This window comes from Bradyrhizobium sp. S3.7.6 (assembly GCF_054061875.1).
In genome coordinates, this window is record NZ_JBSSEQ010000001.1 from 7,445,084 (window position 1) to 7,470,041 (window position 24,958).

The 24,958-nt window shown below is 64.4% G+C and carries 22 protein-coding genes; 5 read left to right on the plus strand and 17 right to left on the minus strand.

Annotation, left to right across the window (positions count from 1 at the left end; genetic code table 11):
* Positions 1 to 43 precede the first annotated feature (43 nt).
* The 5 genes from ACVJ5M_RS36080 to ACVJ5M_RS36100 all read right to left on the minus strand — a co-directional run bounded on the left by ACVJ5M_RS36080 (position 44) and on the right by ACVJ5M_RS36100 (position 6,377).
* Positions 44 to 3,139: a MexW/MexI family multidrug efflux RND transporter permease subunit gene (locus ACVJ5M_RS36080; protein WP_071915899.1), complete on the minus strand. Its 3,096-nt coding sequence runs from the start codon at positions 3,137 to 3,139 to the stop codon at positions 44 to 46.
* Positions 3,140 to 3,209: 70 nt separating this feature from the next.
* The gene (locus tag ACVJ5M_RS36085; protein WP_231144405.1) at positions 3,210 to 4,403 is read right to left on the minus strand and encodes an efflux RND transporter periplasmic adaptor subunit; all 1,194 of its coding nucleotides are present in this window, start codon (positions 4,401 to 4,403) and stop codon (positions 3,210 to 3,212) included.
* Position 4,404: 1 nt separating this feature from the next.
* Entirely contained in the window at positions 4,405 to 5,106 is a 702-nt protein-coding gene (locus tag ACVJ5M_RS36090) for a TetR/AcrR family transcriptional regulator (RefSeq protein ID WP_084795235.1), read from the minus strand.
* Between the two features lie 141 nt (positions 5,107 to 5,247).
* Positions 5,248 to 5,838 carry a thiamine pyrophosphate-dependent enzyme gene (locus ACVJ5M_RS36095; protein ID WP_063984762.1) on the minus strand — a complete coding sequence of 197 codons (591 nt, stop codon included), beginning with the start codon at positions 5,836 to 5,838 and terminating at the stop codon, positions 5,248 to 5,250.
* A complete protein-coding gene (locus tag ACVJ5M_RS36100) occupies positions 5,835 to 6,377 on the minus strand; it encodes a phosphonopyruvate decarboxylase (RefSeq protein ID WP_063984763.1) in 543 nt (180 codons plus the stop codon). Before ACVJ5M_RS36100 ends, ACVJ5M_RS36095 begins: the two co-directional genes overlap by 4 nt.
* 108 nt (positions 6,378 to 6,485) lie before the next feature.
* Between ACVJ5M_RS36100 and ACVJ5M_RS36105 the strand changes: the two genes are divergently transcribed.
* Both ACVJ5M_RS36105 and rocD read left to right on the plus strand, forming a co-directional pair.
* A complete protein-coding gene (locus ACVJ5M_RS36105) occupies positions 6,486 to 7,718 on the plus strand; it encodes a cytochrome P450 (protein WP_354099387.1) in 1,233 nt (410 codons plus the stop codon).
* Between the two features lie 77 nt (positions 7,719 to 7,795).
* Positions 7,796 to 9,013: an ornithine--oxo-acid transaminase gene (rocD, locus tag ACVJ5M_RS36110; protein WP_063984764.1), complete on the plus strand. Its 1,218-nt coding sequence runs from the start codon at positions 7,796 to 7,798 to the stop codon at positions 9,011 to 9,013.
* A 513-nt stretch (positions 9,014 to 9,526) separates the two neighbouring features.
* Here the strand turns inward: rocD and ACVJ5M_RS36115 are convergent.
* Entirely contained in the window at positions 9,527 to 10,093 is a 567-nt protein-coding gene (locus tag ACVJ5M_RS36115) for a hypothetical protein (RefSeq protein ID WP_245328462.1), read from the minus strand.
* 69 nt (positions 10,094 to 10,162) lie between these two features.
* Here ACVJ5M_RS36115 and ACVJ5M_RS36120 point away from each other — a divergent pair, with 69 nt between their 5' ends.
* Complete coding sequence (locus ACVJ5M_RS36120; RefSeq protein ID WP_283018527.1) at positions 10,163 to 11,080, plus strand: Spy/CpxP family protein refolding chaperone; 918 nt, start codon at positions 10,163 to 10,165, stop codon at positions 11,078 to 11,080.
* Between the two features lie 138 nt (positions 11,081 to 11,218).
* Here ACVJ5M_RS36120 and ACVJ5M_RS36125 read toward each other — a convergent pair whose 3' ends face one another.
* The 10 genes from ACVJ5M_RS36125 to ACVJ5M_RS36170 all read right to left on the minus strand — a co-directional run bounded on the left by ACVJ5M_RS36125 (position 11,219) and on the right by ACVJ5M_RS36170 (position 21,652).
* The gene (locus ACVJ5M_RS36125; protein WP_310473371.1) at positions 11,219 to 11,464 is read right to left on the minus strand and encodes a hypothetical protein; all 246 of its coding nucleotides are present in this window, start codon (positions 11,462 to 11,464) and stop codon (positions 11,219 to 11,221) included.
* A gap of 767 nt (positions 11,465 to 12,231) precedes the next feature.
* Positions 12,232 to 13,095: a sugar phosphate isomerase/epimerase family protein gene (locus ACVJ5M_RS36130; protein ID WP_063984766.1), complete on the minus strand. Its 864-nt coding sequence runs from the start codon at positions 13,093 to 13,095 to the stop codon at positions 12,232 to 12,234.
* Positions 13,095 to 14,285, minus strand: coding sequence for a dihydrodipicolinate synthase family protein (locus tag ACVJ5M_RS36135; protein WP_063984767.1), 1,191 nt, complete (start codon positions 14,283 to 14,285; stop codon positions 13,095 to 13,097). Before ACVJ5M_RS36135 ends, ACVJ5M_RS36130 begins: the two co-directional genes overlap by 1 nt.
* A 10-nt stretch (positions 14,286 to 14,295) precedes the next feature.
* On the minus strand, positions 14,296 to 15,447 hold the full coding sequence (locus tag ACVJ5M_RS36140) for a Gfo/Idh/MocA family protein (RefSeq protein ID WP_354099389.1): 1,152 nt from the start codon (positions 15,445 to 15,447) through the stop codon (positions 14,296 to 14,298).
* Positions 15,444 to 16,841, minus strand: a complete 1,398-nt coding sequence (locus ACVJ5M_RS36145; RefSeq protein WP_063984769.1) for a hypothetical protein — start codon at positions 16,839 to 16,841, stop codon at positions 15,444 to 15,446. The genes ACVJ5M_RS36140 and ACVJ5M_RS36145 overlap by 4 nt, the downstream gene beginning before the upstream one ends.
* A 4-nt stretch (positions 16,842 to 16,845) precedes the next feature.
* Positions 16,846 to 17,694 carry an ABC transporter ATP-binding protein gene (locus ACVJ5M_RS36150; RefSeq protein WP_231144403.1) on the minus strand — a complete coding sequence of 283 codons (849 nt, stop codon included), beginning with the start codon at positions 17,692 to 17,694 and terminating at the stop codon, positions 16,846 to 16,848.
* Entirely contained in the window at positions 17,691 to 18,683 is a 993-nt protein-coding gene (locus tag ACVJ5M_RS36155) for an ABC transporter substrate-binding protein (RefSeq protein WP_354099391.1), read from the minus strand. Before ACVJ5M_RS36155 ends, ACVJ5M_RS36150 begins: the two co-directional genes overlap by 4 nt.
* 62 nt (positions 18,684 to 18,745) lie before the next feature.
* Positions 18,746 to 19,555: an ABC transporter permease gene (locus tag ACVJ5M_RS36160; protein ID WP_063984771.1), complete on the minus strand. Its 810-nt coding sequence runs from the start codon at positions 19,553 to 19,555 to the stop codon at positions 18,746 to 18,748.
* Between the two features lie 317 nt (positions 19,556 to 19,872).
* Positions 19,873 to 20,580, minus strand: coding sequence for a TetR/AcrR family transcriptional regulator (locus ACVJ5M_RS36165; RefSeq protein WP_014496982.1), 708 nt, complete (start codon positions 20,578 to 20,580; stop codon positions 19,873 to 19,875).
* 223 nt (positions 20,581 to 20,803) lie between these two features.
* Positions 20,804 to 21,652, minus strand: a complete 849-nt coding sequence (locus ACVJ5M_RS36170) for a VOC family protein (RefSeq protein ID WP_063986566.1) — start codon at positions 21,650 to 21,652, stop codon at positions 20,804 to 20,806.
* A gap of 207 nt (positions 21,653 to 21,859) precedes the next feature.
* Between ACVJ5M_RS36170 and ACVJ5M_RS36175 the strand changes: the two genes are divergently transcribed.
* Together ACVJ5M_RS36175 and ACVJ5M_RS36180 are read left to right on the plus strand one after the other, a co-directional pair.
* Positions 21,860 to 22,753 carry a sugar kinase gene (locus ACVJ5M_RS36175; RefSeq protein ID WP_014496984.1) on the plus strand — a complete coding sequence of 298 codons (894 nt, stop codon included), beginning with the start codon at positions 21,860 to 21,862 and terminating at the stop codon, positions 22,751 to 22,753.
* Between the two features lie 19 nt (positions 22,754 to 22,772).
* Positions 22,773 to 23,678 carry a ribokinase gene (locus ACVJ5M_RS36180; protein ID WP_063984772.1) on the plus strand — a complete coding sequence of 302 codons (906 nt, stop codon included), beginning with the start codon at positions 22,773 to 22,775 and terminating at the stop codon, positions 23,676 to 23,678.
* Between the two features lie 49 nt (positions 23,679 to 23,727).
* Here the strand turns inward: ACVJ5M_RS36180 and ACVJ5M_RS36185 are convergent, their stop codons facing one another.
* Complete coding sequence (locus ACVJ5M_RS36185; RefSeq protein WP_063984773.1) at positions 23,728 to 24,948, minus strand: NAD(P)/FAD-dependent oxidoreductase; 1,221 nt, start codon at positions 24,946 to 24,948, stop codon at positions 23,728 to 23,730.
* Positions 24,949 to 24,958 lie beyond the last annotated feature (10 nt).

A 24,958-nucleotide genomic window follows, 5' to 3' on the forward strand; every position in this document is an offset into this window, starting at 1 on the left:
CAACGGATGCCGCTGCCGCCCTTCTGGTTCGCTGACCTGCGGCTCAGGTCGGTCGCAGCGCCTTGGAATTGAGGTCGAGATCGTTGACCTCCTTGTTCCGCTCGGAATCGGCCGCCGCGCGGTGGTCGGTTGCCAGCACGACGTAGACCGCGGGCAGCACGAACAGCGTGAACAGCGTACCGATCGACATGCCGGCGACCACAACGAGGCCGATCGAGAAGCGGCTGGCCGCGCCCGCGCCGGACGCAGTCAGGAGCGGGATCAGGCCGGTCACCATCGCGGCCGTGGTCATCAGGATCGGCCGCAGACGAATACGGGCCGACATCTCGATGGCCGAGCGGCGGTCGAGCCGCTCGTTGACCTGGAGCTCGTTGGCGAACTCCACCATCAGGATGCCGTGCTTGGTGATCAGCCCGACCAGCGTCAGCAGACCGACCTGGGTGTAGATGTTCATGGTCGCCATGCCAAAGAACAGCGGGATCAGCGCACCCACGATCGCCATCGGCACCGAGATCATGATCACGAACGGGTCACGCAGGCTCTCGAACTGCGCCGCCAGCACCAGGAAGATGATGATCAACGCAAAACCGAAGGTGATCGCAAGCTGGTTGCCCTCCTGCACGTATTGCCTGGAGTCCGCGAGATAATCGTGGCTGAAGCCGGCCGGCAGCTTCTTGGCCTCGCCTTCGAGGAAGTCGACCGCCGATCCGACCGTCACGCCGGGCATCGGCACAGCCGAGAACGTCGCCGAATTGAGCTGATTGTAATGCGTCAGCGAATTCGGATCAGTCTTGGTCCTGACCGAGACCACGGTCGACAGCGGGAGCTGCTGGCCCGTGTTGGTCGTCACATAATAGCCGCCGAGCGATTCCGGCGAGAGCCGGCTGCTGCGCGGCACCTGTGGGATCACCTGGTAGGACCGGCCCTCCAGATTGAAGCGGTTGATGTAGTTGCCACCGAGCAGCACCGCGAGCGTAGAGCCGAGGTTCTGCATGTTAACGCCGAGATCCTGCGCCTTGGTGCGGTCGATCGTGACCTCCACGTTCGGCTGGTTGTAGGCGAGGTCGCTGTCGGAGACGATGAACATGCCGCTCTTGCGCGCGGCGTCCTTCAGCTTCTCCATCTGCTCATAGACCGTCTGGAAGCCCGCGGTGGAATTGATCACCATCTGAACCGGCAGACCGCCGGGGCCACCCGGCAACGGCGGCAGGTTGAACGCGAAAGCCTGCACGCCCTCGATCTTGGAAAGCTCGGCCTGCACCAGCGGCTTCAACTGGATCGACGAGCGCTTGCGCTCGTCCCACGACTTCAGCAGCATGCCGGCGATGCCGCCCTGCGGGCCGTTGATGCCGTTCAGCACGAAGCGCAGATCGGTTTCGGGGAACTTCTGGAATTTCTCGTCGAGCTTCTCGCCGTAGAAATCGACATAGTCGATGTTGGCGTATTTCGGCGCCTTGGTCACCGCGAACACGATGCCCTGGTCCTCCTCAGGCGCCAGCTCCTTCGAGGTGTGCATGTAGAGGAAGCCGACCAGCCCGAGGATCGTCACCGCGAACAGACCGGTGATCGCCTTGTAATCGAGCGAGCGGTCGAGCCTGCGCCCATACCAGCGCGTCAAAGCGCCGAACACCTTGTTGACCAGCTTGGCGAAGCGGCCCTCTTCGGTATTCTTGAGCAGAATAGAGCACATCATCGGCGACAGCGTCAGCGCGATCACACCTGACACGATCACCGAGCCCGCGAGCGTGAAGGCGAATTCGCGGAACAGCGAACCGGTCAGGCCGCCGAGGAAGCCGATCGGCGCGTACACCGCCGCGAGCGTGATGGTCATGGAGATGACCGGCCCAACGATTTCGCGCGCGCCTTCCAGCGCCGACTGAACCGGCGTCTTCCCCTCCTCCAGATGGCGATGGATGTTCTCCACCACGACAATGGCGTCGTCGACCACGAGGCCGATCGCGAGCACCATCGCGAGCAGGGTCAGAAGGTTGAAGCTGAAACCCAACGCCAGCATCAAGGTGCAGACGCCGATCATCGACAGCGGAATGGTGACGACGGGAATGATGACCGAACGGAGCGAGGCCAGGAACAGGAAGATGACCACGATCACGATGATCACGGCTTCACCCAGCGTCTTCTCCACCTCGTCGATCGAAGATTGGATGAACTTGGTCGAGTCGTAGGCGACCTTCATCTTCATCGACGGCGGAAGATTGCGCTCGAGTTCGGGGAACAGCGCGCGCACGCCCTTGACCAGCGTCAGCGGGTTGCCCTGCGGCGTCGCGTTCACGCCAATGAAGATCGCATGCTCGCCATTGAAGGCGACGCTGGCATCCGTGCTTTGGGCGGCGAGTTCGACTGTGGCGATGTCCTCCATCCGCACAAAGCCGCCGTCCTTCGCCTTGACGATCATCTTCCTGAACTGGTTGACGTCAGTCAGGCTGGTGTTCGTCGAGATGTTGGAAACGATCAGATAGCCCTTGGTCTGCCCCGCTGCGGACTGGAAGTTGTTGGCGGCGATCGCGGCGGCGACATCGGCCGGCGACACGTTGCGGCCGGCCATCTTCATGGGATCGAGCCACAGCCGCATCGCAAAGGTCTGGCCGCCCAGAATGTCGGCCGAGGCCACGCCGTCGACCGTCGACAGCACCGGCTGCACCACACGCGTCAGATAGTCTGATATCGCCGAGCCCGACAGCTCCTCGGAGGAGAAGCCGAGATACATCACGGCCGTGGTCTGGCCGGTGGTCTTGGTGACGATCGGGTCGTTGGATTCCTTTGGAATCAGGTACTTGACCGAGTTGGTCTTGGCGAGCACCTCGGTGAGCGCCTGGTTCGGATCGAAGTTCAGCTTGATGTAGACCTGGATCGTCGAGGTGCCGAGCACCGAGGACGAGGTCATGTAGTCGACGCCTTCGGCCGAGGCGACCGCCTGCTCGATCGGCGTCGTGATGAAGCCCTGGATCAGGTCTGCGGACGCGCCGGGATAGACGGTCGTGATGTTGATGACCGTGTTCGACAGCTTCGGATATTGCCGGATCGGCAGCACCATCGCCGCGCGCAGGCCGATCAGCAGGATCAGCAGACTGACGACGACCGACAGGACCGGTCGCTTGATGAAAATATCGGTAAAGCGCATCGCGGCGATCTCGATTTCTTTGTCTCAAGAAAAGTGATCCGGTCGAGCCGGATCACTTGGATGGTGTTGATCAGTAGCGCGGCGGCTGCGCCGGGATCTGCGGAGCCGGGTCGGTCGAAATCGACACCGGAGCGCCCGATTGCAGCTTGAGCTGGCCAACGGCGACGACCTTGTCGCCCACCTTCACGCCCTTGATGATTTCGACGCGACCGTCGACCCGGCTGCCGGTCTGCACGAAGGTGCGCACTGCGGAGAGGCTGGTCTTGCCGTCCTCTTCCTTCTTCTCGGTGATCACGAACACGGAGTCGCCGTAGAGCGTGTAATCGACCGCCGTTTCCGGCACGGTGATCACGGCCGGCTTCGCCGGCAGCACCACCGTCGTGGTCACGAACATGCCCGGCTTCAGGATCTTCTCCGGATTGGCGACCGTCGCCTGCACGCGGATGTTGCGGGTGTCGGCCGCGACCTGCGGCTCGATCGTGGTGATCTTGGCATCGAAGGTGCGGCCGGGGTAGGCGTCGACCTTGAGCCGGACCGGCTGGCCGACCTTGAGGTTGCCCGAGTCCTTTTCGGTCACCGTGAAGTTGGCCCACAGCTCCGACAGATCGGTCAGCGAGACGATCGCCGTGCCGGCCGTCAGGTACTGGCCGACTTCGACCTTGCGGACGCCGAGATCGCCGGAGAACGGCGCACGCACCAGCTTCTGCGAGATCACCGCCTCGGTCTTGGCGATGCCGGCCAGCGCCTGATCGTAGGCGGCCTGCGCGTTATCGACGGTCGCCTGCGGGCCGAACTGGCGCGATGCCAGCTGCTTGGCGCGGTCGAGCGAGAGCTGTGCGACGGTTGCCTGCGCCTTGTAGTTGGCGAGGTCGCCCTGCTCCGGCATGTCGAAGAACTGCACCAGTGGCGTGCCGGCATCGACATGCGTACCCGGCTCGAACTTGATCTCGGTGACGCGGCCATTGACGTCGGCGCTGACGTCGACCTGGTGCACGGCGGCAAGGCCGCCGACTGCGGTGAGCAGGTTCGGGACCACCTCGGACTTCGCCTCGGCCGCGCTGACCGCGGTCGGCGGCGGCTTGTTGTTGGCGAAGAACTGCTTGATCATCTGGCCGCGGAAGTAATTGAACCAGACGAGGCCGCCAACGAGCACGCCCAGGAGCGTGCCGACGATGATGAACCACAGCACTGGCCTAACCGGACGCCGGCGAGCCTTGGTGTCGATCGGTTCGCCCGAAATCTTGTGTTCGGTTACGATGTTCATGTCATGCGCTTTCTGCAATCGCCGTCTTGCCCGCATCCGCGGCCCGATCGCGGCCCAAATGCGAAGCAATTGCGGCGTCGTTAAGTCCGATACCCCTCAGGAGAAACTCACAGAGCTGCCGCTCCAGATCGTTCGCCTTGCCGTAGACGAGGCAGGGCGTGGCCGGCAGCCTGGTCAGCGCAGCCATCATCACCGAATGATGCGCGAACCAGAACAGGTTGAGCGGATCGCCGCTGAACGGTCGCGCGTCACCGCTGGCAACCGCACGCTCGAGCGAGGCGAGGAAGACCGCCCCGATCAGCTTCTCGATCTTGGCATATAGCAGACGGGCGAATTCGCCGTCATCCAGATGGCTGGTGGCCATCAGTCGCAGGCGCTGCGCCTCTTCCTGATCGGGCCCGTCGGCGATGTGGAGGAAATGCTGGACCATGCCACGGATCAACTCGACCAGCGTGGCCGTCGAGGGCTCCCGTTCGAGCAGGTCCATCAGTGCCGGATCGGCTTCGCATTCGTCGCTGAGGATTTCGGCGTAGAGCGCCGCCTTGGACGGAAAATGCTTGAACAGCAGCGCCTCGGAAATGGCAGCGGCGGCCGCCACGCTCTTGGTCGTGGTGCCGGTATAGCCGTGTCGGGCAAAGCAGCGTTTTGCGGCACCGAGGATCAATTGACGCCTCAGGTCGCTCGTCATTCGCAGTGAGCTCATGTTAGTGAGTAAGCACTCACCCACGCAAAAGTCAAGCAGAATGCTGCGACGCAACCTACGTGGGTACAAACTTGTTGGAAAATGGCCACACTTCCCCGCCCGGAGGGCCGGGAACGTTGCTCAGGACGGAGCCAAGCAGGGCTAGATCGGCTGGAAGCCGAGATCGCCACGGATCCGGTTGACGATGTAAGTCCCGTCCCGGACTGGGAGAATCCGGTCCAGGCTGGCGCTATCGATCTTCACATTGGCAAATCGCGGCCCCGCCGAGACGTTGTGGACGGCTTTGGCGAAGGCCTCGACCTCGGCCATGGTCGAGATCGCGCGGGAGTCCCCGATGCCGCAGGCCCTGGCGACGCCGACGAGGTCGGCAGCCGCGGAGGTGTGGCTGGTCTGGCCACCGGTCTCGCCATAGGCCTCGTTGTCGAGCACCACGATCGAGAGGTTGGACGGCTTCTGCAGGCCGATGGTGGCAAGGCTCCCCATCCCCATCAGCATCTCGCCGTCGCCGGTGATGACCAGCACCGGCAGTTTTGGTTGCGCCAGCGCCAGGCCAAGCCCGATCATCGCCGCGCCGCCCATGCCGCCCCAGAGGTAGAAGTTGCGCGCGTGGTCGCCGGCGGCACACATGTCGTTGGTGGAGGCCCCGAGGCCGCCGATCGCAACGACGTCCTTGCGGTTCGCAAGCAGGGTGGACACCACCTGGCGGCGGTCGAGGAGGTTGGCCTTGCTCATTTGGTGAAAACCTTCGCGCCGATCAGGCGCTGCGACAGCAGGACGGCGGTGGGCGTGAGCGCGTTGTAGGCCTGCGCTGCGGCTGCCTCCATCACCGCCGGCACCTCGGCCGCATTGGACGCGCGCAGCACCTGGACGCCCGAGAGTTCGAACACGCCCTGCGTGGTCGATCCCATCGGCACCTGCCATGGATTGAACTCGCCCCACTCGCCGCGCATGGTCACGAGCGTGAGGAACGGAAAGCGCAGGATCGGGATCAGCGACAGCATGTTGATGCAATTGCCGACCCCGCTCGACTGCATCAGCAGCACGCCACGTTGTCCGCCCGTCCAGGCCCCGGCCAGGAGCGCGACGCCCTCCTCCTCCGTCGTCAGCGGAATGCCGCGCATCGTGGATGAGGCCAGCACGCGCTGGATCAGCTTCGAATGGCCGGCATCGGGCACGTACGGCACCTGCCGGACGTCGAAGCGTTGCAATGTCGCGAAAATATCGTCGGGCCAATTCGGGGCCGTGTCGGCAGCGTCAGCGCGGGCGTGCATTTTCCTGTCCGGTCGGCTTGCAAATCACGACACGACTGTAGACGGTGAGCCGAGCCGCTCGAAAGAGCGAAAACAGCATATCGGTCTCAACCGGCGAGTATGGCGGCGATGAACGCAAGTGCGAAAGAACTGGCGGCCAATTTCGATCTGGAGAAGCTGACACCCGAATTCTACGACGATCCCTACCCGACTTATCGTGCACTGCGGGACAACGAGCCGGTCAAGCGCCTTCCCAACGGCACTGTGTTCCTGACCCGCTATGACGATCTCGTCACCACCTACAAGAACACAAAGTCGTTCAGTTCGGACAAGAAGCGCGAGTTCGCGCCGAAATACGGCGACACCCCGCTTTACGAGCACCACACCACGAGCCTCGTCTTCAACGACCCGCCCGCCCACACCCGCGTGCGCCGCCTGATCATGGGCGCGCTGTCGCCGCGCGCGATCGCGGGGATGGAGCCTGATATCGTCAAGCTGGTCGACGGCCTGCTCGATGCCATCGCCGCCAAGGGGACTTGCGAGCTGATCGACGACTTCGCCGTGTCGATCCCCATCGAAGTGATCGGCAATCTGCTCGACGTTCCCCACGACGAACGCGAGCCGCTGCGCGACTGGTCACTGGCGATCCTCGGTGCGCTCGAGCCCGTGGTGTCGCCCGAAGTGGCTGCGCGCGGCAACAAGGCGGTGAAGGACTTCCTCACCTATCTCGAAACCCTGGTCGCGCGCAGGCGCCAAAAGCCCGGCAATCCCGAGCGTGACGTGCTGACGCGCCTGATCCAGGGAGAAGGCAACGGCGAGGAGAACGGCGAGCGGCTGACCGAGAAGGAGCTGCTGCACAACTGCATCTTCCTGCTCAATGCCGGGCACGAGACCACCACCAATCTGATCGGCAACGGCCTCGTCGCGCTGCACCGGAATCCGGACCAGAAGCAGCGGCTGATCGAAAACTCCGACATGATCAAGACTGCCGTCGAGGAGATGCTGCGCTACGAGAGCTCGAACCAGCTCGGCAACCGCATGACGACAGAGAAGATCGAGCTCGGCGGCGTCATGCTCGACGCCGGCACGTCGGTGACGCTGTGCATCGGGGCGGCCAACCGCGATCCCGCCCAGTTTCCGGAGCCCGAACGCTTCGACATCGCGCGCACGCCGAACCGGCATCTCGCCTTCGCCACCGGCGCACATCAATGCGCCGGCATGGCGCTGGCGCGGCTCGAAGGCGCGATTGCGATCTCGCGCTTCCTGGCGCGCTTCCCGAATTATGCCGTGAGCGGCCGTCCGGTGCGGGGCGGACGGGTGCGGTTCCGCGGCTTCCTGAGCGTGCCCTGCTCCATAGGTTGAGGCCCGCGCGCATCATTTCGAACGAGCCACGCATTAGATCTGTTAGAATGCGCAAGACACGTGAGCTGGAGTGACGAATGAGTAGTCCGCCAGTCGCTGATTTCATCTCGAGGGAGGAGCGCTTCGGCGCCCGCAATTATGAGCCGCTTGGCGTTGTCCTGTCGCGCGGCGAAGGCGTCTTCGTTTGGGACACCCAGGGCAACCGATATCTGGATTGCCTCTCCGCCTATTCGGCGGTCAACCAGGGCCATTGCCACCCGAAAATCCTGGCCGCCATGGTCGAGCAGGCCGGCCGATTGACCCTGACCTCGCGTGCATTCCACAACGACCAGCTCGCTCTCTTCTACGAGGAGATCGCGGAACTCACCGGCTCTCACAAGGTGCTGCCGATGAATAGCGGAGCCGAAGCCGTTGAGAGCGCGATCAAGTCCGTGCGTAAATGGGGCTATGAGGTGAAGGGGGTGCCCGACGGGCAAGCCGAGATCATCGTCTGCGCCAACAATTTCCATGGACGCACCCTCGGTATCGTCGGTTTCTCGACCGACGCGGCCACGCGCGAACATTTCGGCCCCTTTGCGCCGGGCTTCAAAATCATCCCCTTCGGCGATCTCGCCGCGCTGAAAGACGCCATCACGCCGAACACCGTCGCCTTCCTGGTCGAACCCATCCAGGGCGAAGCCGGCGTCATCATTCCACCGGCAGGCTATTTCACGGGGGTGCGCGAGCTCTGCACGGCGCACGACGTGATGCTGATCCTCGACGAGATCCAGACCGGACTCGGCCGCACCGGCAAGCTGCTTGCGGAACAGCACGAGGGCATCGAGGCGGATGTGACGCTGCTTGGCAAAGCTTTGTCCGGCGGTTTCTATCCCGTCTCGGCCGTGCTTTCCAACAACGAGGTCCTCGGCACGCTGAAACCAGGTCAGCATGGCTCAACATTCGGTGGCAATCCCCTCGCCTGCGCGGTGGCGCGCGCGGCGCTCCGCGTTCTCGTCGAGGAAGGGATGATCGAGAACGCTGCGGTGCAAGGTGAACGCTTCCTGAAAGGCCTCAGAAGCATCCGCGCCAACACCGTGCGCGACGTGCGCGGACGAGGCCTGATGCTGGCGGTCGAGCTCAATCCTGAAGCCGGCCGTGCACGCCGCTACTGTGAGGCTCTGCAGACCGAAGGCATCCTCGCCAAGGATACCCACGAGCACACGATCCGCTTCGCCCCGCCGCTGGTGATTACCAGTGACCAGGTTGATTGGGCCTTGGAGAGAATCGCTGCCGCCCTGACGCAGGATTTCGCCTGAGGTCTGCCTGCGTCGGAAGACCGCAAGGCCGCTGACAGTCAACAACGAACGATTTCGCCGCCTGCGCGTTGAACGGTTCCGGGCGACTGGGACGAGCGTGGAGTTGCGATCATGCTTCCGCGTGCCGTGTGCCTTTCGGCGTTTTTGGTCGGTGCCTCGATGCTCGCGGCGAGCGTCGGAGCGTCCGCCCAGGACCATCGGGGTGGACCACCGGGAGCGGCTGCCCGACCGGCAGCGCCGCCCGCGATGGCCCGACCGGCGGCGCCACCTGCGATGGCGCGTCCTGCCGCGCCGGCATTTCATCCCCCACCCATGCCGCAGCGGCCGGCCATGGCGCCGAATCCGGCGCCTCGCATGGCCTCCCCGCCGCCGCGCCCGGCCCCGCACTTCGCGGCACCGCCGCAGCGAGCTGCCCCGCTCGTGGCGGCACCGCGACCTGAATTCCACCGCGCTCCGGCAGCACCGCAACGTCCGGCGATGGCACCGCCGCCGACGCCGCATATTGCCGCCCCCTCACACCCCAGCGCGCCGCCGACCGTGAGCGAGCGGCGGGAACAGCCGCGCGAGACGCTGTCGCGCCAAGCCTCGGAACGCCAGGGCCGCATCGACCATTTGCAGCAGCGTGTGCAGACATTGCAGTCGCAAAAGCCGGAAGGCGCAAGAGCGCAACGCGAGCAGCAGCGGTTGCTGCAGTCGCAGAATAGGCTGCTGGAGCGCGAGCAGCGCGTCCAACAGCGTGAGCAGCACGTCGAGCAGCGACAGCGCGAGATGCTGTCGCGCCAGACCACGGAGCGCCAGACCCGCATCGATCGCCTCCAGCAACGTGTGCAGACCTTGCAGTCGCAAAAACCTGAAGGCGCACGCGCACAACGCGCACAAGAACGCGCACTGCAGGCGCAGAACCGTCTGCTGCAGCACGAGCAACGGGCGCAGCAAATCGATCTGTCGCGCCAGCAGAGGCTGGGACCGCAGGCCCCCGCTGCAACAGCCGCAGCGGCTGTCGCCGCGCGCGGGCGGTTTGCCGCGCACTTCCGCGAGCGGGCGACTGCGCAAACCCAGGCGGCCCTCGTCACCCGCCACAGCGGCTGGGCTCCCCGGCAGGCCTGGCGACACCGCCATCCCGCGGTGTTCGTGGCATGGCTTGGGCCCGTGTTCTGGCCCTACGCCTATTCCGACATTTTTGACTACACGTTCTGGTCCTATGCCTACGAGCCCGGCTATTGGGCGTACGCGTATGACGACTTCGTCGACACCGTGTTCTGGGGCGATGACAGCCCCTATTCCGCCTATGCCAGCACCAACCCGAATGACTATCCGCAAGCCGGCGGCGGCACCCGCGCGCGCCAGCGCGCCAGCGCGAGCCCGCAAACGCTGCAGCAATTATGCGGCACACCGGACAAGGGCGTCACCGCTTGGCCGCTTGACGATATCACGCGGGCGGTGCGGCCGACGGCGGAGCAACGCGCGCTGCTCAACGCGTTGAAGACCGCGGCGGCCAACGCCGCCGGTGTGTTCAAGGATTCCTGTGCGGAGACTTATGCACTGACGCCGCCTGGCCGCTTGCGGGCGATGATGAACCGCGTCAGCGCGACACTGGATGCTGTCAAGATCGTGCGACCGGCACTGGAGACTTTTTACAACTCGCTCAGTGACGAGCAGCAGGCCCGCTTCAACGCGCTCGGCCCCAACATCGGCGACCGCTCGCCTCGGCAGCAGCAAGCCAGTGCCCAGGAAGCCAGTGCCGAAGGCTGCGGTGATCCGAAGTCCGGCCTGACCCAGTTGCCGATCCAGAGGATCGAGGCTGTGCTTCACCCCGCGGGCAAGCAGAAGGAAGCGCTCGACCGCCTCGGCGAGGCGACGGCGAAGGGCGTTGAGGGCCTACAGGCGGCCTGTCCGAACGATGTACCGCTGACGCCGGTTGGACGACTGGAGGCGATGCAGCACCGGCTCGAAGCCATGCTTCAGGCCGCCAAGCTGGTCGAGCCCGCCCTGGACGAGTTCTATGCCACGCTGAGCAGCGAGCAGAAGGCGCGCTTCAACACGCTGCAACAGCTCGCAGGCCCGTGACGGCGGCGTCGCATTCTCTCGTTGCAATGCGAGCAGCGGCCGAACGACGCGGGGCGCCGTCATCGCCCTGCTCCACAGCCGCTTCTCTCCGTGAGAAGTGCGGTGGCACGGAATGCAAACAACCGCCTCGTCTTGACCTCACGCGACGGAAATCGTCTTCGGTCCAGCGTCATTCGCGGTTGGGATCGCTTGAGGCCGCTCTTTCTCATCCGAGCTGATGGCGTTGCATTGCTGGGAGTGAGCAGACAACTCAAGATCGGCCAGGTGGTCCCAGTATTCTGCTTCTGCGAGCAGCTTCCATTTGTTCATGCTGTTGTACGCGGCCTGTTGGCGGCACAGCGAACCCATCGCACGCAAGCGCTGCACTCTCTCCACTGCCTCCACTGCGAACCTCCCTTCGCGCCAGCTTGTTTACAAGCGCATTTATGTTGTCACAATTTCGCAGATTGAATTGACGAGTGATAGTCCGGTGTTTGACGGTCAATCGATGATAGCGCAATCGTCTGACTTTTCACCGACGTGAGCAGCTCCAGCCCTGAGAGCTAGTCGAGCTCTCAGCGCCGCAGCCCCTTCGGCCAGCGCTGTACGCAGGCGCGCAACAAGACTCGCGTCGAACGACGGGTTCCCAAGTCGCAGGTGCATTCATTTCAGGACCGAAATCTTAATTGTCAGCGGCCTTCCCGCGATAGTGGTTAGCTGGCGATCAGACCGGGCCGGACAAGGTTTGATCCCGAAACTATTTTGGCCCGGCACATTGGACTGCAAGACCGCCTTCGGGCGGTCTTTCCTTATCGCCGCAATAGAACGGGCCGGGGCTGGATCACGCCGGGGCCCTTCGGCACGCCGATCACAACAATGGCCCCGACGATTGCGCGTCGGGGCCATCCAAGATCATCAGGCGTGGGTACATCCGCCGTGCCTGCCGATCGTTGATGCCACTCATTACCGCATCCGATCTGGCGCAGACCGTGGCGAGGCTGCGGCATCGGGATGATATCATTCTGCCTGAAAGCTGACGGCTGTCCACCTCTCGTTGGTGGTACTCCAACCGGCTCGCTGAGCGAGCCCGCCGCTTCGGTGCCGTCAAGCGGAAGGCGCGCTTCAACACGCGGCAACAAGTCGCAAGCCCGTGAGGACAGCGCGCGTGGGGGCTAGACCACCGTCCTGTGCCGCGTAATGCACGTGCGCAGCACGTCGTCCATCGGCTTGCTCCACCAGTCGTTGGAGAAGATCTCGATCTCCGAATAGCCGGCAAACCCCTGCGCCTCGACCGCGGCGCGCGCCGATTGGATGTCGATGACGCCGTCGCCCATCATGCCGCGGTCGTTGAGGATGTCCCTGGTCGGCACCAGCCAGTCGCAGACATGGAACGCGAGCAGGCGATCCTTGCCGGCGCGCGCGATCTGGGCCATCAGCTCCGGATCCCACCAGATGTGGTAGACGTCGAGCGCGACGCCAAGCATGCCGCTGCGGCCGGGGTCGAGCCGATCGCAGATGTCGAGCGCCTGTTTCGTCGTGTTCACGCAAGCGCGGTCGGCTGCATAGGCCGGATGGAGCGGCTCGATCGCCAGCGGCAGTTTTGCCTGTTTGGCGTAGACGAGCATGTCGGCAAGCGCTTCCTCGACCTGCCCGCGCGCTCCCGCGATATCCTTCGACGCCTCGCTGCCCGGCCGCGAATATTGCGGCAGGCCGCCAACGACGAGAACGATGCAGGGCGCGCCCAGCGCCTTGGCCTCATCCACGCAGCGGCGATTGTCGTCGCGCACTTCCCCCCGGCGCGATGCGTCCGAAGTGAACATGCCGCCGCGGCAATAGCCTGAGAGATCGAGCCCGGCCTCACGCACCGCGCGCGCGGTACGATCGAGACCGACGGCAGCGACCTGATCACGCCAGGGGTCGATGGCGCGGATGCCATGCCTTGCACAGGCCTCGATGATCTCGACGAGGTCACCCTGCTTGCGGACCGTCGCCGTGTTCAGCGACAGCCAGCGATGGTCGGACGAGAAATCGCGCATCAGTCTTCCAGTCCGTGCGAGGCCAGCACGGTCTTCATCCGCCGCATCGCCATTTCAGGATTGGCGAGCAGGCCGGCCTGATCGGCCAGCCGGAACAGCTCGGCCAGATGCAGCATCGAGCGCGCGCTCTCCTGGCCCCCGACCATGGTGAAGTGGTCCTGATGGCCGTTCAGATACGCCATGAAGACGACGCCGGTCTTGTAGAAGCGCGTCGGCGCCTTGAAGATGTGGCGCGACAGCGGCACCGTCGGCCCCAGCACGTCGTGGAAGCCGGCCTCGTCGCCAGCCGCGAGCCGCGACAGCGCGTAGGACGCTGCAGGCGCGATGGCATCGAAGATGCCGAGCAGTGCGTGCGAAAAGCCTTGGCTATCGCCGGCGATCAGCTCCGCGTAATTGAAGTCATCGCCGGTATACATCTTGATGCGCTTGTCGAGGCGGCGGCGCATGTCGATCTCGCGCTGCTTGTCGAGCAGTGAGACCTTGACGCCATCGACCTTGGCGGCGTTGTTGTTAATGATGGCCACCGCAACGTCCATCGCCTTGTCCAAATCCTTGGTGCCCCAATAATCCGTCAACGCCGGATCGAACATGTCACCGAGCCAGTGGATGATCACGGGCTCGCGGACCTGCGACAGCACGCGGTTGTAGACCTTGGCGTAATCGTCGGCGCTGCGGCCGAGTTTTGCGAGAGCACGCGACGCCATCAGGATGATGCGGCCGCCGACCTTCTCGACGGCCGAGAGCTGCTCCTCATAGGCGCGAATGACGTCGTCGAGGCTCTTGGCATCCTCGACCGCAAGATGATCCGTACCTGCGCCGGAGAACACCAGCGCATTGCGCCGCTTGGCGGCACCGACCGAGCGGGTGATCAGCTCCAGCGAAGTCGGCCAGTCCAACCCCATCCCGCGTTGCGCGGTGTCCATGGCTTCGGCGACGCCGAGGCCGAGGTCCCAGACGTGCTCGCGGAAGGCGATGGTCTTGTCCCAGTCGACAGCGGCGGAGAGCCAGGGATCGTTGTCCGCAAAGGGATCGACGACCGTGTGCACGGCCGAGAACGCGATGCGGTTCAAAGGGCCTTCGAGTTTTGCGGGGAACGTGCGCGAGGCCGCGAGCCGATAGGTCTCGATCGAGCGATCGGCCTTCGGCAGTTTCAGGGACAACGACGACATCGGCTGGACGGGCTTGTTCATGTGTCCCTCCTCAGGCCTTGATCGGGGCGACGTCGATCCAGCGCCGCTCCTTCCAGCTCTTCAGCGCGCATTCAGCGAGCTGCACGCCCTTGACGCCTTCGAGCAGTGTGAACTTGTAGGGCGCGTCCTCGTAGACGTGGCGGATGAACATCTCCCACTGCTCCTTGAAGCCGTTGTCGTAGGTGACGTTGTCAGGCAGCTTCTGCCAGTCGCCGAAGAAGTCGTGCAGCCGCTTCTCGTCGGGATTCCACACCGGCCGGGGCGTTGCCTGCCGCGCCTGGATCATGCAATCCGACAGGCCCGCGACCGCCGAACCGTGTGTGCCGTCGACCTGGAAGGTGACGAGGTCGTCGCGATAGACGCGCGTCACCCAGGACATGTTGATGTGGGCGATGACGCCGCCCTCGAGCTGGAAGGTCGCGTAGGCGGAATCATCCGCGGTCGCCTTGTATTTCTTGCCCTGCTCGTCAAAACGCTCGGGGATGTCGGTGTTGCCGATGCAGACCACGCTCTGGACGTTGCCGAAGAGATTGTCGAGCACGTAGCGCCAGTGGCAGACCATGTCGAGGATGATGCCGCCGCCGTCCTCGTCGCGGTAGTTCCAGGACGGTCGCTGCGCCTCCTGCCAACCGCCTTCGAACACCCAATAGCCGAATTCGCCGCGCACCGAGAGGATGCGGCCGAAGAAGCCGGAGTCACGCAGGAAGGCGATCTTCTTCAGGCCGGGCAGAAACAGCTTGTCTTGCACCGTGCCATGCTTGACGCCCTTTGCGTTGGCGAGCTTAACGACCTCGAGCGCCTCCTCGAAATTCGTCGCAATCGGCTTCTCGCAATAGACGTGCTTGCCGGCATTGATCGCCTGGGTCAGCAGGCCGGGGCGGGCCTGCGTGGTCGCTGCGTCGAAGAACATGATGTCGTTCTTGTCGGCGAGCGCCGCATCGAGGTCGGTGGTCCAGCGCGTGATGTTGTAGCGCTTGGCGAGGGCTTCGACCTTGTCGGCGCTGCGGCCGACCAGGATCGGATCGGGCATCACGCGGTCGCCGTTCTTCAGCCGAACGCCGCCCTGCTCGCGGATCGCGACGATCGAACGGATGAGATGCTGGTTGAGCCCCATGCGGCCGGTGACGCCGTTCATGATGAGGCCGAGGCGTTGGGTGGTCATGCCAATTGCTCCTGAAGTGATTTTGGCTGTTCGAGCGGACGGAGCGCCGACCAGTCCGGATGGACCGATGTCGCAAAGCCCGTTGCGGTCAGCGATCCCGTCAGGAGATCGCCGTTGTGAATGGAGAGCCGGATGCCCTGCCCGGCGTCGGCGTAGAGATCGGGATGCGCGGCCGCGAAGGCCTGCGCTTCGGCGGCAGGCGTCTCGCCAAAACCGTCGACATAGTGATGGCCGTTGCGCTCGGCATGGGTAACGCCGATGAACGCACCGAGCGCGAGATCCTGCTGCACGGCGAGACCTGCCTGGCAGGTCAGGTCCTCACCCGTCACGAAGAACCGCGCGCCGTCCGTGCTCCATTTCGCTGCGCGGGTCGCATTGACGATGGACTTGTAGAGGCCCTTGCAGGATTTCGAGGAAATGCCGCAATAGCCGAGCGCGCGCGCCGCCGGGAACGCATCGTAGGAATCGTCGGCCTCGTCGATGATGAAGCCGTGCGCGGCGAGCGAGCCGAGCGGCGACTGCCGCGTGATATCGCGCGGCATCGGCTGTTCGACATAGAGCAGCCGTGACGCGATCGACCGCAGCGCTGCATCGTGGTCGAGCCGGTCGGTCAGCGCATGCAGTGCGGAGAGATCGGCATACTGTTCGTTGGCGTCAAGCGTCACCTTGTAGTCACGCCCCAGCGTATCGAGCTCCTTGCCAATACGCGTCAACCGAGCCGCATCAGCCGCGAAATCCCCTGATAGCTTCAGCTTGAAGTAATTGGCACCGGCGTTCTCGCGTGCATCGGCAACACCGCCCTCACCTTCGACGGTATCGTCGAGGCCCACGGTGTGCCTGATGGCAACGCGCGGCAGCGGCTTTCGGCCCGCGAGAAACTGCGCGATATCCGTTTCCTTCAGGTCAGGAGAAAGTCGCGCATCGATGCCCGCGACGTTGCCAACCATGCCGTCGAAAAAGTTGGTTTCAACCCCACGCAGCAGTGCGTCGAGGATCGCCTTGTCGATTTCCGCGGGGCCATAAGCCGCCGCAAGCGCCGGAATATTCTTTTTCGCGCAAGTCGCGATCTGGGCACCGATGCACGAGGCATGCAGATCGAACGCCGTCAAGAATCCAGTCCGCGCAAGATAAAGGCCCCGCGCAATCTCCAGCGAACGCCGCAGGCCGTCGACCGTCTGCGCCGGCGACAGCTCCGGCCGCTTGTCGAACCATTTTGGCACCAGCAGCTCGGCGCTGGCACCGACCGCGCTCCCCCTGCCCTCGACCTCGATCTCGACCCGCACGAACAGCTGCGGCGTCGCGTTGATGGTGATCGCGCCAAAGCGGAACGGCCGCGCAAAATGCACGGGACGTTCAAAGAACGCGATGTCTCGCAGCTTCAGGCGCGGCGCCATGACTTCAATCCAGCGAACCTTGCGAGAAGAAATGCTTGCGGATGCGTTGCACGAGCTCGGTGAAGACAGGATCGGCCATCACATCGAGCGAACGCGGGCGCGGCAGCGGCACGTCGTAAATCGCAGCGATCGCGCCGGGCCGCTCGGTCATGACCAGCACGCGGTCGGCGAGGAACACGGCCTCGGGAATCGAATGCGTGATCAGGAGCACCGTCTTCCTGGTCTCGCGCTGGATCCGCATCAACTCGACATTCATGCGCTCGCGCGTCAACGCGTCGAGCGCGCCGAACGGCTCGTCCATCAGCATGATCTTGGGATCGTGCACCAGCGCACGGCAGATCGAGGTTCGCTGCTGCATGCCGCCCGAGAGCTGCCAGGGTAGCTTCTTCTCGAAACCTTCGAGGCCGACCAGCTTCAGCAGCGCCTTGGCGCGATCGAGATAGTGTTGTCGTGGCAGCCGCTTCATGTCGATCGGCAGCATCACGTTCGCGAGGATGTTGCGCCAGGGCAGCAGCAGCGCGTTCTGGAACACGATGCCGACATTGCCGTGCGGCTTCGTGACCTTCTCACCCTCGACCAGGACCTCGCCTGACGTCGGCGGCAGCAACCCCGAGATCAGCTTGAGCAGCGTGGACTTGCCGCAACCGCTTGGGCCGACCACGACGAAGAATTCGCCGTCGTTGATGTGGAAATCGAGCGGACGCAGCGACGGCACGTCGCCGTCGCGCGTCCGGTAGGTCTTCGACACGCCGGAAAGTTTGATGCCCGACGCATCGCCGGCAGCCCGGTCGCTCACCAGTCTCAGATGCGCGGCCTGCTGCACGATTTCGCTCACGACTGCGGCTTGCTTCACGATCCGCTCTTCGGCAGATAATCGTTGGTGTAGAAGGCCTTCGGGTTCTCCTTGGCCTTGGCATCCAGTCCGCCATATTCGACCATCAGATTGACGGAGTCCGTCATGTTCTGGTCGGTGACCTGGAACGGCCGCTTGCTCTTGGTCTCCGCGGTCCGGTAGAGCGGAATGGTCAGCTCAAAGCCCTGCGTCAGGGTGTCGATCTTGCCGCCCTTGGGGTTGGCATCGAGGATCGATTGCGCAGCCGCCTTCGGCTCCTTCTCGGCGGCTTCGACCGCCTTGGTCGTCGCCGACATGAAGCGGCGGACGAGGTCGGCATTGGCCTTCACATAGTCGGCGTTGGCGATGATGCCGGAGGAGACCATGTTGATGCCGTAGTCGGCGAACTTGATCGGGAACACGTCCTTTCCGGTAGCGTCCTTGATCTTCATCGACTGGTCCATGACGTAGCCGAGCAGCAGATCAGCCTGGCCGTTGATGACGGCATTGAGCTTGGTCTGGCCGTCGCCGGCGACCGTCTGGAAATCGCTCTCCTTCAGGCCGGTCTTCTTCAGGAACAGCGGCCAGATCTGGGTCATGGAATCGGCCGGTGTGATCGCCACCGTCCTGCCCTTGATGTCCTCAGGCTTCCTGATGTTCTTGTCGACGAAGCCCATGGCCGACATCGGGCTGGTCTGGAGCAGCACGCCGGTCGCGACGACAGGTGCGCCCTTGATTGCGGCGCGCATCATGGTGGGGACGTCGACATAGCCGAAATCGGCGGTCTTGGCGGCCACGGCCTGCGTGGTCGCAGCCGAGCCGCGGCCTTCCTGGATCTCGAGGTCGATGCCCTCGGCCGCATAGATGCCCTTGGCCTTGCCGTAATAGAACGGCGCGTGCTCGCCATAGACGTACCAGTTCAGCATCAGCACGACCTTGTCGGCGGCCTGCGCGGGCATCGTCGCAAACACCATCAGCGCAGCCGAGACAGCTCCTATCCACCGCTTCATCGTTTCTCTCCCTTGCCCTTGTTGCGTCGGCCGTTGATGGCCGTTCGTTGCCTTAGTTTTTGTTACGAGGCGAAAATCACGTCTTCGCGCTGGCTGACATGCCAGGGAATGACCAGCTTCTCGATCCGGTCCACGATCCAGAACAGGATCACGCCGAGCAGCGCCAGGATCACGAGCGCTGCGAACATCGTCGGCAGGTCGAACGTGCCGATCGAGCGCTGCATCACGTAGCCGATGCCGGAATTGGAGCCGACGAATTCGCCGACGACAGCGCCGACCACGGCCAGCGTCACCGACACTTTGAGGCCTGAGAAGATCGCCGGCAGCGCATGCGGCAGGTTCACCGCGAGGAAAACCCGGAACCGGCTGCCCTGCATGGCGCGCGCGAGATCGACCATGTCAGGGTCGACCGACTTGAAGCCCTGCACGGCGGAGACCACCACCGGGAAGAAGCCGAGCAGGAAGGCGGAAATCACTTTGGGAATGATGCCGAAGCCAAACCACACCACGAACAGCGGCGCGATCGCGATCTTCGGCACGGATTGCGAGAACACCAGCAGCGGATAGACATAGCTCTCCACTGTCTTCGACCCCGCGATCAGCATCGCAACGGGGATGCCGAACAGCGCCGACAGCAGGAAGCCGCAGACGGTGGCATAGGTGGTCGGCCAGGACTGGCGCAGCAATTCCGGCCATTCGGTGCGCAGCACCGCGACGACGTCGGCCGGCGCCGGGATCTGATAGGCGGGGATCCTGAACAGGCGGATCACAAGATCCCAGGCGACGACGATGAAGACCAGGAACAAAAACGGCCGGACCCAGGCCGCATTCAGCATCTTGGATACCGCACCTTGCGGCTTCAACTCAGCCACGTCTCACTCCCGGCATTCTTCTTCGTTCGGGGGAGAAATTAACTCGTTGGATAAATACTGTCCAGAGCTTTCCCTGTGACGTTTTGTGCCGGTTCCTGGCCTCCTCTCGTGTCCCGGACGCGCTGCTGCGCTACGTCCGGGGCACGAGACCGCCTCACCTTCGGTGTCATTCCCCGCGAAGGCGGGGGAGTACGCCGCGGCTTCTCGGTTCAATCTCAACCGTCTCTGGAATACTGGATTGCCCGCCTTCGCGGGCAATGACGGCGGAGATTGAGGAAACGACGGACGATTAGTCCACCAACGCGCGGACTAGGCCGCTAAACCGTCTGCGCCACGGCGCTGCGCGACTTCGGCGCCTTGGCGATCTCGAACAGCGCGGTCGATCGGCCCGTCAGCGCGGCCAGCACGAGGCCGACCATGTGCGAAAGCCTCTCGTCCTTGGCGTCCTTGGCCAGCAGATCGCGGCCGAAGATCACGCTCAACGTGGCCGAATTAGAGAGATAGAAGAAGCAGAGCCCCGCGATCGAGATGTAGAGCTGCACCGGATCGACCGCGACCTGGAAATCGCCGCTGTCGACGCCGCGCAGCACCACGGTGCGGATCATCTCGACGAAGGGCGAGTGCATCGACTTGACCTTGGTCGAGCGCTTGAGGTGCTTTGCGCGCGCGAGGTTCTCGGTCTGGAGCAGCGACAGGAATTCCGGGTTGCGCAGGAAGTAGTTCCAGGTGAACTCGATCAGCCGCCGTATCGCTTCGGGCGGATCGAGATGCTCGAGATCCAGCCCCCGCTCCTCGCTGCGGATCTTGTCATAGGCGCCTTCAAGCACCGCGAGATAGAGCTCGTCCTTGTTGCCGACGTGATAGTAGAGCATGCGCTTGTTGGCGCCGGCCTTCGCCGCGATGCGGTCGACACGCGCGCCCGCGAGCCCGTGCGCCGAAAACTCCTGCTTGGCGGCTTCGAGAATGCGCAGCCGCATCCCCTCGGGGTCGCGCTGCCATTTCAGAGTTCGCTTTGCCTTCGCCAAACCGGTTGCTCGCTGGGTGCTGTCATGACGCGTGTAACACGCGGGCGGGCGTTTGAGAACGATCTCGTGCCCCGGACGCAGCTTCGTAGGGTGGGCAAAGGCGCATTTGCGCCGTGCCCACGTCTTCTCATCAATTGGGCAAAGACGTGGGCACGCTCCGCTTTGCCCACCCTACGGGAGTCTTCGTCGCATCCGCACAACGACGCGGGAAGAGTACGGCCCCTTACTCCGCCGGCTTCGGCGAACGCTCCAGCAGCACCGTCTGGATGCCGCAGGTGCCGTTCCTGACCGTCATGATCCGCGTGCCCGGCTTGCGGCCGTTGCGCACCTCGGTGACGTCGAGGCCGGCGGCGATCAGGCGGGCGCGCGTGGCGTCGATGTCGGCGACCCGCCAGCTCAGGCCCCAGAGACGGTCATGCAGGGAATCCCCACCCGCCACGGGGCGGCGCACCACTTCGACGATGAGGTCGCCGCAGCGGAAGAACATCAGCTGACCCCAGTCCTGGTGCGAGCGGTCCAGTGCGAGATCAAGGCCGAGCCGCGCGCCATAGAGTGCAGCGGCGCGGTCGGAATCCTCGGTGGTGACCACGACGTGGTCGAGCCCATCGATCGGCGCGATGTCGGTCGCAGCCGACAGCGGCCGCTCCTCGGCGAGCTCGAGGAAGAACATGCGCACGTCGCGCGTCAATTCGGTTGCGGCACGCGTGCGTTTCCAGTGCAGGACCGCGCCGCTCGCGACGTCGCTGCTTTCGACCTCGGCGACCGGATCAGGCCTCAAGGCCACCCGCTCCAGCCGCCGGTGCATCTTGCTCATGTCTGCGACACGAAAGCACAGGCTGGCGAGCACGCCCTCGCGGTCGTCGAGCAGCGCGCGGATCCGGTCCGCCGCGACGTTAAAGCCGCTCGGCGCCATCAGCTCGATCGTCATGTTCGCAAGCGTGAACAGCACGCGGTCGGCGCCCTCGCCGGAATTCTGCCAGGCCGGCGCGCGCCCGAGCAGCGTCTGATACGCCGCCTTGGCCGCACCGATATCCCTCACTAGGGCGACGACGTGATCGAGGCCGGTGATCATCATTCCCCCCCTTGATCGACCTGGAACCATTCCGAAGGACGGCGTTTGTCCGGGCTTGGCATGGACCGGTGATGGTCGTATTCCGGCCCCATGCCGACCTCAAGCGCTCGGGCGGCAGATTTGCGAATAATTTCAGCGTCCCCAGAGCGGAACCGGTGTTAGAGTAAGCTCGCCGGCCGGGACCACCCAGCGCATCACGGACAACCAATGCAGGCTCTCTTTATCGGTCAGACCTATATCGACGTCGTCTTCATCACCGACCACATGCCGACCGGCGACGAAAAGCACGTGGCAACGGACTACGCGGTCTCCTTCGGCGGCAACGCGGTGACGGCGGCGTTCTGCTGCGCCAAGCTCGGCATCGTGCCCGACCTCATCGCCACGGCGGCCAATGACTGGCTGGGGCGGATGTTCCAGGACATGTGCGCGAAATACGCGATCTCGCTGCACGGGCGGAAGGTGAACCAGTCCTCGCTGTCCTTCATCATGCCCAAGGACGGTAAGCGCGCCATCGTCCGCTGCCGCGATGACGAGCACATCCATCCGTTCCCGATGCTCAATCTCGGTGGCTGTCGCGCCCTGCACATCGACGGCCATCAGCCCGATGCCGCGATCCACTATGCAAAGGTCTGCCGCGAGGCCGGAATCCTGACCTCGCTCGACGGCGGCGGCCTGCGCACCAACACGCATGAGCTGCTCGCATTCATCGACGTCGCCATCGTCGCCGAACGCCTGTGTGAGCAGATGGACCTGACGCCCGAGAAGATGCTCGACTACCTCAAGAGCCGCGGCTGCAAGATCGGCGGCGTCACCATGGGTGAGAAGGGCCTGCTCTGGTACAATGAGACGGGTGCGGTCGAGGTCATGCCGGCGATGCCGATCCCGCGCGAGCGCGTGATCGACACCAACGGCGCCGGCGACGTCTTCCACGGCGCCTATGTCTATTCCTACCTCGCCCATCCCGGCAAAAGCTGGCGCGAACACTTTGATTTTGCCCGCGCCGCCTCGACCTTCAAGATCCAGCGCCTCGGCAACGAGGCCGGGCTGCCGACCCTTGTGGACATCGCCAAAGTCAGGCACGAGTTCGAAGTCAGGGTCTAGGGTTTTGTAAGGGCATATCATGGGGCGCGTCTTTATCGCCGGCAGCATCAACATGGATGTGGTGGCGACCGCCGATCGCCACCCCAAAGTCGGCGAGACCGTCGCCGGCCGGCAGGTGCTGTATTTTCCTGGCGGCAAGGGCGCGAACCAGGCAGTCGCGGCGTCACGGCTCGGCGTGAAAACCACGCTGATCGGGCGGCTCGGAAAGGATTCGTTCGGGGCCGAGCTCCGGGCATTCCTCGGCGCCCAGGGCATCGATCTCGGCTCCGTCCGCGACGCCGACACGCATAGCGGCACCGCCATCATCACCGTCGCAGAATCTGACAATACCATTGTCGTCATCCCCGGCAGCAATGCGCTGGTCAGTGCGGATGACGTCGCGGATGCGCCGCTGGCGAAGGGCGATGTGGCCGTCAGCCAGTTCGAGATTCCGCTGCCGACGATTGCCGCCTTCTTCCAACGCGCCCGTAGCGCCGGCGCCACGACGCTGCTCAACCCCGCACCGGCGCAAACGATGTCCGCCGAGCTGCTGGCGCTCGTCGACATCCTCGTGCTGAACGAGACCGAGCTCGGCTTCCTCGCAGGCGTGGAGCTCTCCGACGGCGACGAGGCCGCAACAATCATCGACGTCGCGCGACAACTGCAGGCACGCGAGGACCAGATCATCTGCGTGACGCTCGGCAAGCGGGGCGTGCTCGCGCTCGCCGGCCGCAAGGAATTCGCGGTGTCCGGCCGCGCGGTGAAGGCGGTCGACACCACCGGCGCGGGCGATTGCTTCGTCGGCGCACTTGCGGCGCAGCTGGCGGAGGGCGTGTCCCTGCGTACCGCGCTCGCCTTCGCCAACGCGGCCGCCTCGATCAGCGTGCAGCGGATGGGCGCCGGGCCGTCGATGCCGACGGCAGCGGAAGTCGCCGCGGTCTTGTAGAGCGCGGCGACTTCTTCACCTCGCCCCGAGAGCAGGCCGAGGGAAAAGATCAGGCCAGCGCGCTCTTCAGGTCGAAGCCTTCATCCGCGGCCTGCTCCGGCGTGATCGAGCGCTCCAGGCCGAACAGGCGGCGGCCGAACATGTGGTCGCCGGCACGGTTGACCGACTCGATGCCGAGCAGTCTGTCGCCCTTGTAGCAGAACGCCGAGAACGCTTTCTTCGCGGGATCGCCGCGCAGCACGACGCGGTCGTAGCCGGTGGTCAGCCCCGCCATCTGGAGCTTGTCGTCGCCCTGGTCGCTCCAGAACCAGGGGTGACTGTCGTAGGCCTTGCGGTCGCCGGTCAGCCGCGCCGCGAGGCAGCGGGCGTGATCGGTGGCGTTCTGCACCGATTCCAGCCGCTGCGATCCGCCGAAGCGCGGACTGGCGAACAGCGCGCAGTCGCCGATCGCGGAGATGTCAGGATCGGACGTCGAGAGATATTCGTCGACGATGATGCCGGCGGCGACGGCAAGCCCCGCCTCCGCCGCAAGCTCGATGTTCGGCAGCACGCCGACACCGACCACGACGAGGTCGGCCGGCAGATGCCTTCCGTCGCTCAAGGAAACGCCGGTGACCTTGCCGCCCTCAGCCTCGATCGAGGTTGCCTGCACACCGAGGTGAATGCGGATGCCGGCCTCGCGATGCCGCGCCTGAAAATACTCCGAGACCTCCGCCGTCACCGCGCGCGCCATCACGCGCGGGGCGAGTTCGAGCACGTCCACCTCGAGGCCCTTGATCCGCGCGGTGGCCGCGAATTCGAGGCCGATGAAGCCGGCGCCGATCACCACGACACGCGACTTCGACGGCATGATCTGTCGCAGCGCCTCGCTGTCGTCGAGGATGCGCAGATATTTCACGTCGGGCAAATTCGCATTCGGCAAATCAAGCAGCCGGTTGCGCGCGCCCGTGGCCAGCACGAGGTGGCCGTAAGGCAGCGTCTCGCCGGATGCGAGATGCACCTTGTGGCCGGCGCGATCGATCGACACCGCGCGGCCCCCAATCAGCTCGATCTTCTGATCCTGGTAGAATTTCTCCGGCCGGAACATCAGGCTCTCCGGCCCGGCCGAGCCCTTGATATAGGCCTTGGACAGCGGCGGCCGCTGATAGGGCAGATGCGCCTCGTCGTTGATCAGGCAGACGCGGTCGGAAAAGCCCGCCTGACGCAGGGATGCCGCGACCTGGTAGCCGCCATGGCCGGCACCGACAATGATCACCGGACCACCCGTCATTGGAACAGCC